This window comes from Williamsia limnetica (genome assembly GCF_003217475.1).
GTDB lineage: Bacteria > Actinomycetota > Actinomycetes > Mycobacteriales > Mycobacteriaceae > Williamsia > Williamsia limnetica.
On sequence record NZ_QJSP01000003.1, the window covers coordinates 14,600 to 28,662 of the forward strand.

Genomic DNA, 14,063 nt, shown 5'->3' on the forward strand with positions numbered 1-14,063 from the left:
TACCGCCTCGAAACCCACGCCGACAACGTCGACATCACGCAGTTCGAGAAGCTCACCGCTTCCGGACGTAAAGCACTCACGGTGGCCGATCCGGTTGCCGCCGAGCGCCACCTGCAGGCGGCCCTCGATCTGTGGCGCGGACCAGCGCTCGCCGACTTTCGGCATCAACGTTTCGCCGACAACGAGGTCCACCGGCTCAGCGCGTTGCGGTCGGTCGCCATCGAGGGCTTTTTCGAAGCAGGACTGCTGCTCGGCCGCGACTCCACCTGATCGCCGGACTCGAGGACCAGCTCTCGACGGATCCCCTTCATGAACGAATCTGGGGCCAGTTGATGCTCGCGCTGTATCGATCGGGACGCCGGGCCGAGGCGCTACGCGCTTATCACCGCGCCCACACGGAACTCGATACGGAGCTCGGCGTCCGGCCGGGCATGGCCCTCGAACGACTGCGCGACGACATCGCACGCCAGTCCCCCGATCTCGACTACGCCCCGCTGCGGGTCGAGATCGCGCCTGTGAACGGCGACACCGATCTACGCCACGGTGTCATCGGCCGGTCCACCGAACTGTCGCGACTGCAGGGCCTCCTGGACCGGACGACGCGCGGTCATGGTGCGGTAGCGGTGATCCGCGGAATCTCCGGGATGGGCAAGACGACACTGGCCTCTGCAGTGATCGAGGACGGCACGCGTCGAGGCATGCCGTCGGCGTGGTCCGGACAACCGGCCGACGTCCGCGAGCCTCCGATGTGGGCGTGGCTACGCATCATTCGCCGCCTCGCCGAACGCGCTGACCCTCCGGCGCTCGAACGGGCGCGGGCGATGGCTCCGAACATCTTCGGTGCGCCCAGCGGGCACGAGACGACACCCCCTGTCCACACGACCGCAGGCTATGTCGAATCCCGCTTCGAGGCGCCCGCGGAGATCGCTTCGGTGATTGCCCGGTTGATCGGCGACACCCCGACCATCGTCGTGCTCGACGATCTCCACCGCGCAGACAAAGCCAGTCGTGCCGTTCTCGACGTGGTCACGGGCAGCCTCCAGGAGATCCCGCTCCTCATCGTCGTGACGTGGCAAGACGGGGCAGCGGATCGTCCGCTGCGGCCCCGCGTGTTCGACCGGCTCCTGAGCAGGTCCGACGTCGTGGTCATCGGTCTCGGGCCCCTCAGCGACGACGCTTCGGCCGACCTGGTGCGCGCGGAGACGGGCGTTCAAGCGACCCCGGTCTTCGTCGAGTCGCTGCAACGACGCACCGGCGGCAACCCCTTCTACATTCGCGAACTGGTCCGCCTGCTGCACAGCCAGGGGCATCTGCACCCGACAACCACAGAAGTGGAGATCGACGGGATGCCGGACGCTGTTGTGGGAGTGGTGCGCCGACGTATGTCCGACCTGCGTGGGCGCACGCGCGAGGCCCTCGGGGTCGCCGGGATGATGGGCGTGACGGTCGAGTCACGGTTGCTCGCCGATGTCCTCCAGACCACCCGGAAGGACCTGCGTGGGCGTCTGGCCCCGGCATGCCGATTCGGCCTTCTCTCGGTGAGTACCGACTGGCCCCAGCGGTACTGGTTCAGCCACGACGTCGTACGCGAAGTGGCCGCATCCGAGTATCCACCGGATCGAAAAAAGCTGGCACATGCGCGGATTGCCCGAACATACGCCGGTCTCGCAGACACCGCAGGCTATGACCGCGCCATCGCTGCCGCCGAGCACGCCTGGCGCGCAGGCGGCGAACTCGAGCCCGAAGTAGCGTCCGATCTGCTCGACACTGCCGTGCGCCTTTCGGTCTCGCGGTCGGAGTATGCAGAGGTCGCAGAACTCACCGAGCGCGCCCTGGAGATGACACGAAGGCTGCCGGAAGGTGACTCTCGATTGGAGCGCCAGGCCCGGTACTGGCGACAGCGGGCATCGGTGCTGGCGGTACTGCGAGGCCATGGTTCCGAAGACGCCACCGCCGCGCTCACCAACGCGTTCGATGCCGGTCTTGCGATGTCCGGCAACAGTGGGTTCACAGCAGCGGTGGCGCTACGGTGCGCACTGCTGGTCACCACTGCCAACTACGCCGAGGCCGGCGCGCTCGGCGAAGGATTGCTCACGCTCTACGCCGGCACGGGCGATCCGATCGCGGGTGCCGCAGGCTATTACAACCGCGCGGTCGCCGCGTTCATGGCCGGTGACCTCGATGCTGCCCTACGGGCTGCAGATGACCTGGTCGACGAGGTGCCCGCACAGACGCAGGACAACATCCTTTCGTTCGACGTACGTGTGTTCGGGGTGGCCGCGGAGGTGTACGCGTTGCGCGGCGATGTCGATCGTGCCCGCGCCGTGGCGCAGAACGGGATCGACATCGCCCGCGCACGCGGTAACGGCTTTGCGGCGGCGATACTGTCGGTGAATCTGCTCCAGGTGAGCGCGATTGTCGGTGACGTCGCGGGAACGGGACACGCTGCTGCCGAACTCATCACCGACTTGCAACAAGTGTCGGGAACGGCAGATCTGCTGGGGTCAGCCCACCTCATCCAGGCCTGGGCACGCGCGCTCGAACCCGGCGGGCCGGACACCACATCGCAGATACGTGACGCGCTACTCGAACACACCGCCGGCGGCACCAGGATATTCGTGCCGCTCTACCTCATGCTGCTCGCCGAGGCCGAGGCCGAACACGGTCATCTCGAGCAGGCCCGGAGCACCCTGCACCGCGCTGCGATGACGGCCCGGGCGTCGGGCGAGCGGGTGTGGGAACAGCGGTTGCCCGCACGCCGGGGTATCCGGCCTGCGGGCAACCGCCTCACCGAGTCGACAGGCTGATCAGGGTTCGATGGTCGCCGTGTCGATGGTGTTGGCGGCATCTCCCAGGATTTCGGCTTGCGCCTGATCGCTCGTTCCGTTGAGTTGCAAGATGTAGGTGGCCCCGTCGGCGGTGGTGATGACCACGGTCTTCTGCGCGCTGAGCGCCGCCGTGCCCTCCAGGTCGTAGGTCGCCGCGATCTCGTAGGCCGGGAAACTCGACAGGGTGGCTTCTCGTTCGTCGACGATCTCCGCGCTCGGCAAGTTCTTGAGTTCACCACCTGCTGCCTCGATCAGTGCTGCCCCGTCGACATTCCCCCCCAACCTCGACAGCAACGCCACGAAGTTGGGTGTGTAATCCGACCCTGAAGCGTCGTCTCCGGTGTAGACGATCGCGGCGTAGGCGTAGTCCGGGGTGTCGTCCCCGGCCGGCGACCATCCCTCCGGGATCGGCAGATCGATGGCAGGAGCGTCCGGATCACCCATCTTGATGGGCGTCTCGGTGATGTTGTTGTCCTTGATGTAGTCGGCGATCGTGTAGTTCGTACCGGCAGCGTTCTCGAGGTCCCGCGGTTCGAGGGATTCACTGGTGGTTTGCGACGAACTCGTGGCCGCAGCCGACGACGTGGTCGAGGACGCGCTGCCGTCCGAGCTGCTGTCGCTGCCGCACCCGGCAAGAGTCAGCGCGAGCGCCACAGCCACGACAGCGGTGGCCGATCCGATCTTCGAGAGGTTCATCGCTGCAAGATAGCGATCTCGGATTGGAACGCGATTGGATCACACAAAACAGCGTCAAGCATCCCCGCCAGCAGCGAATGATATTCGGATCGTCTGCGCCACAACCGAAGTCGGCGACCTATAACCGAACGCACCGACAGCCCCCGCAGACATCGACGGCGACGCTCCGGGCTCCGAGCGGCTCGCGACCTCGAGGCCGCGTCACCGACGCGGCACGCCCGACATATGCCCTCTCACCTGCGACGAAAAAATCAATGTCGATCAGCGCTATCGGTTTCGCCCGATCCGTGCAACACTATGTGCAGGGGCGTGTTCATGCGTTCTGCAGGAAAAAAGAGAGAAGTACTTTAATATGGCACAGGGAACTGTGAAATGGTTCAACGGCGAAAAGGGCTTCGGCTTCATCGCCCCCGATGGCGGTTCGGATGACGTCTTCGTTCATTACTCCGAGATCCAGGGCGGCGGCTTCCGCACCCTCGAGGAGAATCAGCGAGTCGAGTTCGAGATCGGCCAGGGCGCAAAAGGCCCGCAGGCCACCGGAGTAACCGCGATCTAGATCGCCAAACTTCAAAAAAGTGAGCTGGCTGAGCGAAGCAATCGCCGCCAGCTCACTTTTTTTGTCTTTATAAGACCCCGGCACCAAGCACCGTCAACGGCGTGAAGATCCGGTGACCAGGGGACTCTCGACTCGTCGTTCGATCACTTCGCCTTCAACGACGACTCTTTGTGAGCGGCCTGCTTGCCCGATTTCGACGACTCCACGATCCAATAGGGGTCGTCATCGCTGGCTTTGAACTTCTGACCATCGAAGGTGAACTCTTTGGTCCGTTTCTCGACGGCCTTGCCCTCAGTAGCGCCCTGCGACGTGTTCCACGACACGGTGTCGTTCTTTTTTATGCCCATGAACCCGAGGGTAGCGATACCGCCACCCCCGGGCCAGGCGTTGTCACCACCGAGTCAGGCCTTGCCGCCTCAGTTCACTTGCCACCGTCGTCGTCACGAGGTGTGCGATCGTGCTCGGGAAACGGGACCGGCGGGACGATACCGGGAACAACCGGATACTCGCCGGTGTAACCCACCCGAGCCTCCGCCATGGTCAAAACCTTTCCGCGTACCGCGAACCAACCACCGATGAGAGACGGGATGATCACCACGATGGCGACGATGTTCCAGTAGTTGTCGTAGCACATCAGCACCGTGACGGCGGTGAGGAATATGAGCGTCGCGTAGCTCGTCCACGGCGTCCAGGGCAAGCGGAAGGCGGGCCGCTGCAAGATGCCTTTCTTCTCCCAGCGGTAGAGCTGGATCTGGCACAACACGATCATGCCCCAGGTGGAGATGATCCCGAGTGCGGACAGATCCAGAGCGATGTTGAACGCCTCCTCCGGCACAACCAGGTTCAGCAGGATTCCGAGCAACGTCAGCACACCCGTGAGTGCGATGCCGCCGAAAGGTACGCCGTTCTTGTTCATCTTTCCGGTGAACTGCGGAGCACTTCCGTTCATCGCCATCGAGCGCAGGGTGCGGCCGGTCGAGTACAGGCCTGCGTTCAGGCTCGAGAGTGCGGCGGTCAACACCACCATGTTCATGATCCCGCCCGCAGCGGGCATACCGATCGCCGCAAAGAACGTCACGAACGGACTCTCCCCCGGCGCGTAGTCGGTGTACGGCAACAGCAACGCGAGCAGGATCAACGAACCGACATAGAAGATCGCGATGCGGAAGATCACCGAGTTGATGGCCCGCGGCATGATCTTTTCCGGATTCTCTGTCTCACCGGCCGCCGTGCCCACGAGTTCCACTGCGGCGTAGGCAAAGATGACCCCCGAGGTGACGAGCACCAACGACCACAGGCCCGTGGGGAACAGTCCCCCGTTGTCGCTGAGAACACTGAAACCCGTTGCCTTGTCGTTGATCTCGAAGCGTCCCGCCAAGAATATGGTGCCCACGACCAAAAATGCCACGAGCGCGAACACCTTGATGATCGATGCCCAGAACTCCATCTCGCCGAACCACTTCACCGAGACCATGTTCAGCAGAAGCACGAAGATCAGCGCGACCAAGGCGATCGACCACTGGGGAACGCCGTCGAACATGCTCCAGTAGTGGACATAGAGCGCAATGGCCGTGACATCGACAATGGCGGTCATCGCCCAGTTGAAGAAGTACAACCAGCCGGTGACGAAAGCTGTTTTCTCACCGTAGAATTCGCGAGCATACGAGACAAAGGATCCCGACGACGGGCGGTGCAGCACCAATTCGCCGAGGGCACGCAGGATGAAGAACACGAAAACACCACAGATCGCGTACACGATGAACAGTCCTGGTCCGGCGTCTCGCAGGCGACTGCCCGCACCGAGGAACAGTCCCGTGCCGATGGCACCGCCGATCGCGATCATCTGGATCTGCCGAGGTTTGAGACCCTTGTGATAGCCCTCGTCTTCGTGGGCCAGGGCGGAGTTGTCGTAACCCGAACTCTCTACCGGAGTAGTACTCATCGTCGTAATCCTCACGATTGTCGGCAGCACGACGGGGTCGCACGGCTCAAGGTTCTTCAGAGCGGCGATGGACCGAACCTGAAGGTGCGTCTCAGTTGTCTATCCAACTGTTTAGATAAGACGTGTGCAACGTTAACCGCGGTGCGCAATTCACGACACTTGAGGCTCGTAAACACTGCGTAAGATCGGACATCGCGCTACGCGAACCGAGTTCAACGACCTCTGCCCCGAAATCGTGACCACGCGAACGGGCGGGCCGAGTCCGGTGGCACCGGCACGTCCCGCAGCGCATTCTCGATCAGACCGATGAACTCCGAGCACCTCTGGTACCGCTCGGCCGGTTTCTTGGCCAGCGCCTTGGCGACGATCGAGTCGACCGCCACCGGTATCCAACTGCGCCGCTCGCTGAGCTTCGGAGGAATGCCGGCGATGTGAGCGTGCACGATCCCGAATGTCGTGGGATACGGGAACGGCGGCCTGCCCGTCACCAGCTCGACCACGGTGCAGGCAAGCGCATAGACATCCGTGGCGGTCGACAGCTGTTGCCCCTGAAGCATTTCGGGCGCTGCATACGGTATCGACCCGACGATACGTCCATTCTGCGCGACCGGACGGGTGTCGTCCAGGAACCGCGCGATACCGAAATCTGTGAGCACAGCAGATATTTCGTCATCGTGCCCGATGAGGATGTTCGACGGCTTCACATCGCGATGGAGTACGTCCATGCGATGCGCATAGTCCAAGGCGTCCGCAATCTGGGTGAGCACCCGCAGCATCAGCGGCAGTCGTACCTGCCCATGGGCTGTCGGAACGAGCACCGCCGCGGTGGTCCCCTCCACGTACTGCATCGTCATCCACAATGCACTGTGACCGCGGTGCGGCCCGAGGACCTCGCCCGTCATCTCGCCGCTGCGGTACATCGCCACGATGTGGGGATGCTCGAGGGCGCGCGCGATCTCGAACTCTCGCTCGAACCGCGTTCGCGCGACCTCGACGTCGGTGAACTCCGTGTCGAGGATCTTGAGGGCTTCGATCCGGTCGGCCACCGGATTGTGCACTTTGTAGACCTCGCTGGTCCCGCCGCTGCCCAGATGGGCACGCACGGTGAGACCGGCAACTCGGGTACCCGGAACGAGGATCACCGGCACAGCGTAGAGCCCCGCTGCCCGTACGGCGCGTTGAAGCGATCGTGGGGTCAGGCCTGCGGAGAAGCCATCAGGGCGTCAGCTCCATCTCATGGGTGCGGGTGAGGCGTTGCGCGCCGTCCGTGCCGGTCGACGCGTGATCGATCTGCACCGACGCCCGTTCGCCGTCGAGCCGCAACGACATGACGCCGTTGTCGAACCACGGGCCGGCTTTCGCCTGCCAGGTGATCGGGACGTCGCCGACGCCGGCACGTCGGGCGAGGAATCGCATGAACTTCACGATGGGTTTGCGGATGGCCACCCGATTCACCGCACGGATCGGCCGCTCGAGCGGGTTCCGGAACGGGGACATGGTCAGCTGATACAACGCGGTCCGCTCGGTTCCCCGATCGGTCAGATCGGCTTCGGCGACGTACGAGCAGTGCACATCTCCCGACAGCCACAGAATGCTGGCGGGAGGCTGTGTGTGGTCCACGAGTTCGTCGACCAAACCGACCATGTTCCGGAAGGAGTTGCCGAACGCGGCCCAGTGTTCGAGATCGAGTTCGAGTCGCAGCTTCTCCCCGACCTTCGCAAACCGCCTTCCCCACGCACCTTGAGCCACCGCCTCGTTCCACTGCTCGAGATGGTGCAGCGCAGGCAGCATGAGGTACGGGAGCGAGGTCCCGAAAACGATGTGCCGCGCCGAGGTCTCCTTCGCCCGATCGCTGAGCCAGGCCCATTCGACGTCGTCGAGCATTGCCCGGCGGTCGGGATTCAGATCGCGAGAGCAGCGCGAATCGATCATGATGATTCGAGTGTTCCCCAGATCGCGCACGTAACTCCAGCGCGCCGACTCGGGCTCACTGTCAGCGCGAATCGCGAAGTCCGCCAACATCTTTTCCCGCTCGGCACTGTTCGCTGCGCCCCGGATGGCGCCGTAGAGGTCGTCCTTGGCGAGCTCGTCCGGTGAGAGATTGCCCAGGTGCTGATAAATCCAGTAGGAAGAGAACGCGCCGATCACACGTCGTCGCCACCACGATTTCTGCTCCATGGTCTTGCGCCAGTCCAGCGACGAGTTCCAGTCGTCTCGCAAGTCGTGGTCGTCGAGGATCATGCAACTCGGGACCGATGCCATGAGGCCGCTGACCTCATCCACGCCCCACGACTCGCGATAGAGCCACGTGTATTCCTCGAAATCGCAGATCTCCTCGGCGACCTCATCCCCGAGCTCGGGATCATTCTGGGTGGCACGCCGATCCCGGAGGAGCACCTTGATCTCGGGCGACGGGTCATCGGCGTAGACCTGATCGCCGAGCAAGAGCAGCAACTGCGGCCACTGATCCGGGTTTTGGCCGGCCACCCGATCGGCCAATCCGGCGAGCCCATCGGCGCCGATCGCCTTGAGCGTCTCGTCGTCATAGGTGTCCCCACGTCGACACGAACCGAACGCCACCGTCACGGGCTCGTCGACCGCCGCGGTGCGCAGGCGACCTCCGGAGCGGACCGTCACGGACGCCTCACCCACATCGGCGGCCGCAGACAATGTCACCGAGTAATCGATGAGGGCGCCCGACGGCAGATTGATCAACTGGACGATCGCGAAGTGATGACCCTTGACCTCCCAGGTCTGTTCCATCCCGGACTGGCCGGTCGATGCGGTGACCTCCACGGCACACTCACGATCTGTCTCGACCCACACCGTGGCACGCGTGGTGTCGACGAAACGCAGGATGGGGCCGAGGACAAGCGCAGGGCTTTCGATACTCACGGCTACCACGGTCGCACGCGCGTGCCCGCCGCGCACTGTTTGCCGGTCAGGGGTGCGTAGTGGAGCACGAAACGGGTACTCGGTGACTTTCAACGGGAAGGAAACCGGTGAAGCAGTCCGACATCTTGGTCGACGCATTCGACCGAATACACGAAGTTGTCCATGCCGTCTTCGAGGACCTGCCACCTGAGGCCCTGACGTATCGCATCGATCCTGACGCCAACACGATCGCGTGGTTGGTCTGGCACCTCACCCGGGTGCAGGACGATCACGTCGCAGGTGTCGCCGGTTCCGAACAGGTGTGGACCTCCAACGGGTGGGCCGAGCGCTTCGGGCTGCCGTTCGACTCGTCTGATATCGGCTATGGCCAGTCGTCAGCCGACGTCGCCGCCGTCCCGGCCGAGCGCGAGCTGCTTCTCGGCTATCACGATGCGACGCACAAGCGGACGCTCGAGTACCTGCGTTCGCTGTCGCCCGCGGATCTCGACGTCGTCGTCGACGAGAACTGGACTCCGGCGGTCACCCTCGGAGTGCGACTGATCAGTGTCATCGCCGACGATCTGCAACATGCGGGTCAGGCCGCGTATGTCGCGGGCGTGTACCGAAGACTGCAGAGCTGATGAGCTGATCAGCATTTAGCTTGTGCACAACTGAATTGTGGGCTATCTTTTGGTGGTGACCGCACTTCATCTCGATCGCCAACTGTGCTTCGCGCTGTACTCGGCCTCGCGGGCCACCACCGCCGCCTACCGTCCGCTGCTCGATCAACTCGGACTCACCTATCCGCAGTACCTCGTCCTGCTCGTGCTGTGGGAAGACGAGCGGGTCACCGTCCGCCGACTGGGCGAGCGGTTACACCTCGATTCGGGCACGCTCTCGCCGCTCCTGAAGCGACTCGAGGCCATCGGATTCGTTCAGCGCCAGAGGTCCGTCGCCGACGAGCGGTCTGTCGAAGTGACACTCACCGAGTCCGGTCGTGAACTCGAATCCCAGGCACTGTGCATCCCCGAAAACCTGTTCGGGGCATCAGGTCTCACGGTCGACGAGATCGAAAACCTTCGAGATGCGGTCCAGCGACTCACACATGTCCTACGCGACGCCGGCACATCCGCCGACTCGTGAATGATCCACGACGAAAGGCACCACCGATGAAAGCGATCTACACCGCCGAAGCACTGGCAACCGGCGAAGGCCGCGACGGCCACGCACGCACCTCCGATGGCAAGGTCGATCTCGACCTGTCGATCCCCAAGGAGATGGGCGGCAACGGGATCGGTACGAACCCCGAGCAACTCTTCGCCGCCGGTTACGCAGCGTGCTTCCACTCGGCCCTGCGTCTGGTCGCCGGCCAGGAGAAAGCAGACGTCACCGACTCGACCGTCGGCGCACGGGTGTCGATCGGGAGCCTGGACAACGGAGGTTTCGGTCTCGCCGTCGAGCTCGAGGTGACGCTGCCGAATCTGGACCACGAAACCGCCCAGAAGCTGGCCGACAAAGCGCACGAGGTGTGCCCCTACTCCAACGCCACGCGCGGCAACATCGACGTCGACGTGGTTGTGACCGACGACTGATCGCCACGCCGCGAACTTCGGCCCGCTTCACCGCTTGGGTGGGGCGGGCCGACTTTCATTTTCCTGCGGCCGAGCGCACCTCGGCCACCAGTGCTTCGATGGCAGACTTTCCGATCTCGTCAACGGTGAGGCTCATGAACGACGACATCGCCAGCAGAACGTCGAACTGCGGGGGCTTCTTCGGTTTGCCCAGCAACGACGTCTTCTCTTTGATGGTGCACTCACGGAACGTGGACACCGGGTTGCGTGCCGCCTCGTCTTTGCCATAGTGACGGAATTTCGCGACCGTCGCGCCGTCGAACACGATCGACTCGCCGTTCATCCCAACAACTTCACTCATCGCCCCCACCTCTCGCGCACTGTCATTTGAGTTGCCACTTCACCGTGACCGCAAAACTCACGGTCTGCTGACCCGGTTCGAGTGGGACGGCACTGCTGTCCATGGTCGACCGTTGTTGCTCACTGACCTGCACCTGCTGCCCTGACGAGGTCTCGTCGATGGTCAGCACCTTGCCCAATTCGTCGCCCGACAGTCCGGCGTATTGATTCGCCCGATCGCGGGCGTCCTTGAACGCCTGCTCCCGGGCGTTGACAACCAGATCCGAGTCGTCGTCGATGACAAACGCGACGTTGCTGATCCGGGTCGCGTTGCCGCCGGCCTCGACAGCGACCTCGAGGACATTCGAGGCCTTGGTGAGGTCGGTGATGTCGACGCGCAACGAGTTGGTCGCCCGGTACCCGGAGATCTCGCTGGACCCACCCGGCAGCGGATTCGAGTAGTCAGGACTCAAGGTGACCTGCTGCGTCTGGATGCTCTCGCGTGGAACCCCGGCGTTCACCACCGCCTCAGTGATCGCTGCGATCTGCTGATTGGCCGCGTTGATGGCGGTCGAGACGTCGCTGCCGGTGGTCTCGACGCCGAGGTTCACGCGCAGGGTATCGGGCGTCCCCTCGACCTCGCCGTTGCCGACGACCGTCACCGACCGCTGATTCCCCGGGTCCGACGGCTCGTCGTCGCCGCAGCCCGCCAGCCCTGCGATCAGGACGACGGACCCGGCGAGAGCGATGGCGGTCCTGCGCGCCCGGCTCAACACTGCCCCGCAGGCAACTCGTCGAGATTCTCGGCGATCCACGCGCCGACATCGTCGAGGACGGCGGTCCCGTCTTCGAAGGTCCCGTTGTCAGGTGTTGTGGCGAGGGTGACCACAACATCGCCGGATCCGGCAGGAACGACGGCCATCTGACGCACCAAGTAGTTCCCTTCGGCGTCGGGTTGCGGTCCCCACCCGCCCTTGACCGCGGTCCCCTCGATCGACTGGGCACCCCATTGCTGAGTTCCACTGACCTCGCGCATCAATGCCAGGATCCCCTCGCTGTCGGGCATACACGGGAACTGCGACGCGAACTGCGCCTGATCAACCAGACTCCACTCGGTTTGCCCGAAGGCCGTGAATCCGGCCCGGACCTTCTGCGACTGCACCACCGTGGTCGTATCGCCTGCCTCACGGAGCACCTCGGTCACCGCGGCCGCGGCCTCGACCGGCGTGCCCAACATGCCCCAGAGCCGTTCTGCGGCAGCGTTGTCCGAGTTCATTATCGCCAAGTCGATGTCGGGCTGCGCAGCCGCGCCGTTCTCACGCAAGGCCGCATACGCGAGTGGGACCTTGATGGTCGACCACGACACCTCAGTCGGCAGATCACCGAAATACTGGGCGGGCGCGGTCCCGTTGACCGGCCCGATCGCTATACCGACGGAGCCGGGTTGCTCGTTCAGCATCGCCTGCAGACTCTGCGTCAGCCGCCGCGAGAACCCCGGTACATCGGCGGCGATCGCCGATGTCCTGGTCGCCGGGTCTGCCGACGGGTTGGGGCTGGGCACGGTGACGGTGGTGGTCGACGTCGAGGTCGAGATCGACGCCGGCGGGTCATCGGAACCGGTGCAGGCCACCGATGACTGAGCCACACAGACAGCAGCGATGGCGAGTACGGACGCTCGCATGCCACGCGATCCCGTCACGTCAGAAAAGATGGACAACAGCGTTCTCTCCGCCCGTGCAGGTGACCGCAGGACCGGCCGGCGTGCACATCATCACATACGTGACGCCCGTGACCGGGCTGGTCGCCAAGATCTGCCGCGGCTGCGCCGGTGCCCCGCTGCCCGCATAGCTGATCCGGACTTCCTCCGCGAAAGCGCAACTCGTCACCGCTGACCCGATCGCCGAACCGGTGAGCGTGCCGACCTGGCCGTAGACCGCGGGACACGGAGTGGAGCCAGGCGGCGGGCCGGCAGGTACCGGAGCGGGGGCCTGAGTGTTCTGGACCTGACCACCAGCGGTCTCGGTAACCGTGCTCACCGCGACCGCAGGATCGCCGTCGGCATCGTCCTTGGAGCCCGTGTACCAGAGGAGCAGAGCCGCAAGCCCGCCCAGGGCGAGCACGATCAATCCCACAAGCACGCCGATGATGACCTTCGACTGGGATCCGTTTCCTGACCCGCCCTGCTGCGGGCCGGTGAAGTACTGCTGCTGACCTGTCCCGAAGGTGGGTGGTGGGGCCACCGGGCCGCTGTACACGGTCGGGTTGTACTGAAGGCCAGCCCCCGCAGGCGCCATACCGGCGACCGTCGGCGGCGCGTACGGAAATCCGGCACCCGAGTACCCGGTCGCGATGGTCTGCGGCGCCGGGATACTCGAACCGGTGAGTGCGGCGCGAGCCGCGGTCGCGAGCTGACCGGCGGTCTGGTAACGATGCTCGGGCTGTTTCTCGAGCCCCTGCGCGATGACCTGATCGAATCCGGTAGGGACCCCTGGGCGGACCCGAGAAGGCTGCGGCGCCGGGTTCAGCACATGTGCCTTGACCGCTGAACTGATCGTGTCGGCCTGATACGGCGTGGAACCCGTGAGACATTCGTGCAGCACGCAGGTCAGCGAATACACGTCCGCCATCGGGGTGAGCCGGGCATTGTCGAACCGTTCCGGTGCCATGTACCGATAGGACCCGATGGCGAGCCCCGCGGCAGTCAACTGAGAATCGTCACCGGAGTGGGCGATCCCGAAATCGACGAGGTAGGCGAAGTCACCTTCTGCCAAAATGATGTTCTCGGGCTTGACGTCACGATGGATGAGCCCGTCGGCATGGGCGGCGTCGAGGGCGCCGGCGACCTGCTCGACGATCGTGACGGCGCGAGCGGGGTCCATGGCGCCGCCCTCGCGCAGCGCCGCCCGCAAATCCTGACCCGCCACGAGGCGCATGTCGATGTAGAGGACGCCGTCGATCTCGCCCCAGTCATGGATTGGGATGACGTGCGGTTCCTGCAACCGCGCCGCAGCATGGGACTCGCGGCGAAAGCGCTCCTGGTACGTCGGATCTTGCGCCAGGTCCAGGTTCAGCAGTTTCAAGGCGACCGTACGGTCCTTCGCGGTGTCGTAGGCGCGGTACACCTCACCCATACCGCCTCGACCGATCAGGGCATCGAGGCGGTACGCCCCGAATCGAGTGCCCGTCCGCGAACCTTCGACCATTGGTTTGCCTCCCAGCATGTCTGGTCTAGCTTCGCTGCGCTTCGTCTCCGAAAC

At 64.2% G+C, this 14,063-nt stretch carries 14 protein-coding genes and 1 pseudogene; 6 read left to right on the plus strand and 9 right to left on the minus strand.

Going from position 1 to position 14,063, the window contains the following annotated elements; genetic code table 11:
- Positions 1–81: 81 nt before the first annotated feature.
- Together DFR67_RS31045 and DFR67_RS05080 are read left to right on the plus strand one after the other, a co-directional pair.
- A pseudogene (locus DFR67_RS31045) lies at positions 82–401 on the plus strand (AfsR/SARP family transcriptional regulator); the annotation flags it as partial.
- A 30-nt stretch (positions 402–431) separates the two neighbouring features.
- On the plus strand, positions 432–2,807 hold the full coding sequence (locus tag DFR67_RS05080) for an ATP-binding protein (protein WP_245937794.1): 2,376 nt from the start codon (positions 432–434) through the stop codon (positions 2,805–2,807).
- Here DFR67_RS05080 and DFR67_RS05085 read toward each other — a convergent pair whose 3' ends face one another.
- Complete coding sequence (locus DFR67_RS05085) at positions 2,808–3,524, minus strand: LpqN/LpqT family lipoprotein (RefSeq protein WP_110468363.1); 717 nt, start codon at positions 3,522–3,524, stop codon at positions 2,808–2,810.
- A 352-nt stretch (positions 3,525–3,876) separates the two neighbouring features.
- Here DFR67_RS05085 and DFR67_RS05090 point away from each other — a divergent pair, with 352 nt between their 5' ends.
- A complete protein-coding gene (locus tag DFR67_RS05090) occupies positions 3,877–4,080 on the plus strand; it encodes a cold-shock protein (protein WP_020108824.1) in 204 nt (67 codons plus the stop codon).
- Positions 4,081–4,223: 143 nt separating this feature from the next.
- On the opposite strand, the gene DFR67_RS05095 is transcribed toward DFR67_RS05090, so the two are convergent.
- The 4 genes from DFR67_RS05095 to DFR67_RS05110 form a co-directional block, all read right to left on the minus strand.
- Entirely contained in the window at positions 4,224–4,427 is a 204-nt protein-coding gene (locus DFR67_RS05095) for a hypervirulence associated TUDOR domain-containing protein (protein ID WP_110468364.1), read from the minus strand.
- A 74-nt stretch (positions 4,428–4,501) separates the two neighbouring features.
- On the minus strand, positions 4,502–6,022 hold the full coding sequence (locus DFR67_RS05100; RefSeq protein ID WP_110468365.1) for an amino acid permease: 1,521 nt from the start codon (positions 6,020–6,022) through the stop codon (positions 4,502–4,504).
- Positions 6,023–6,234: 212 nt separating this feature from the next.
- Complete coding sequence (locus tag DFR67_RS05105; protein WP_342766711.1) at positions 6,235–7,164, minus strand: serine/threonine-protein kinase; 930 nt, start codon at positions 7,162–7,164, stop codon at positions 6,235–6,237.
- 73 nt (positions 7,165–7,237) lie between these two features.
- Positions 7,238–8,917 carry a DUF7800 domain-containing protein gene (locus DFR67_RS05110; RefSeq protein WP_211324948.1) on the minus strand — a complete coding sequence of 560 codons (1,680 nt, stop codon included), beginning with the start codon at positions 8,915–8,917 and terminating at the stop codon, positions 7,238–7,240.
- A gap of 107 nt (positions 8,918–9,024) precedes the next feature.
- On the opposite strand from DFR67_RS05110, the gene DFR67_RS05115 reads away from it, so the two are divergent.
- The 3 genes from DFR67_RS05115 to DFR67_RS05125 are packed head-to-tail and all read left to right on the plus strand — an operon-like array spanning position 9,025 to position 10,488.
- A complete protein-coding gene (locus DFR67_RS05115; protein WP_110468367.1) occupies positions 9,025–9,537 on the plus strand; it encodes a mycothiol transferase in 513 nt (170 codons plus the stop codon).
- Between the two features lie 55 nt (positions 9,538–9,592).
- Positions 9,593–10,039: a MarR family winged helix-turn-helix transcriptional regulator gene (locus DFR67_RS05120; protein ID WP_110468715.1), complete on the plus strand. Its 447-nt coding sequence runs from the start codon at positions 9,593–9,595 to the stop codon at positions 10,037–10,039.
- Between the two features lie 26 nt (positions 10,040–10,065).
- Entirely contained in the window at positions 10,066–10,488 is a 423-nt protein-coding gene (locus tag DFR67_RS05125) for an organic hydroperoxide resistance protein (RefSeq protein WP_110468368.1), read from the plus strand.
- Positions 10,489–10,543: 55 nt separating this feature from the next.
- Here the strand turns inward: DFR67_RS05125 and DFR67_RS05130 are convergent, their stop codons facing one another.
- Genes DFR67_RS05130 through DFR67_RS05145 form a run of 4 tightly spaced genes read right to left on the minus strand, consistent with a single transcriptional unit; the run spans position 10,544 to position 14,009 of the window.
- On the minus strand, positions 10,544–10,828 hold the full coding sequence (locus tag DFR67_RS05130; protein WP_110468369.1) for a hypothetical protein: 285 nt from the start codon (positions 10,826–10,828) through the stop codon (positions 10,544–10,546).
- 22 nt (positions 10,829–10,850) lie between these two features.
- Positions 10,851–11,582, minus strand: a complete 732-nt coding sequence (locus DFR67_RS05135; RefSeq protein WP_245937737.1) for an SIMPL domain-containing protein — start codon at positions 11,580–11,582, stop codon at positions 10,851–10,853.
- Complete coding sequence (locus DFR67_RS05140; RefSeq protein WP_146240374.1) at positions 11,576–12,505, minus strand: serine hydrolase; 930 nt, start codon at positions 12,503–12,505, stop codon at positions 11,576–11,578. The genes DFR67_RS05135 and DFR67_RS05140 overlap by 7 nt, the downstream gene beginning before the upstream one ends.
- 1 nt (position 12,506) lies before the next feature.
- Positions 12,507–14,009: a serine/threonine-protein kinase gene (locus DFR67_RS05145; RefSeq protein WP_245937738.1), complete on the minus strand. Its 1,503-nt coding sequence runs from the start codon at positions 14,007–14,009 to the stop codon at positions 12,507–12,509.
- Between the last annotated feature and the right edge of the window lie 54 nt (positions 14,010–14,063).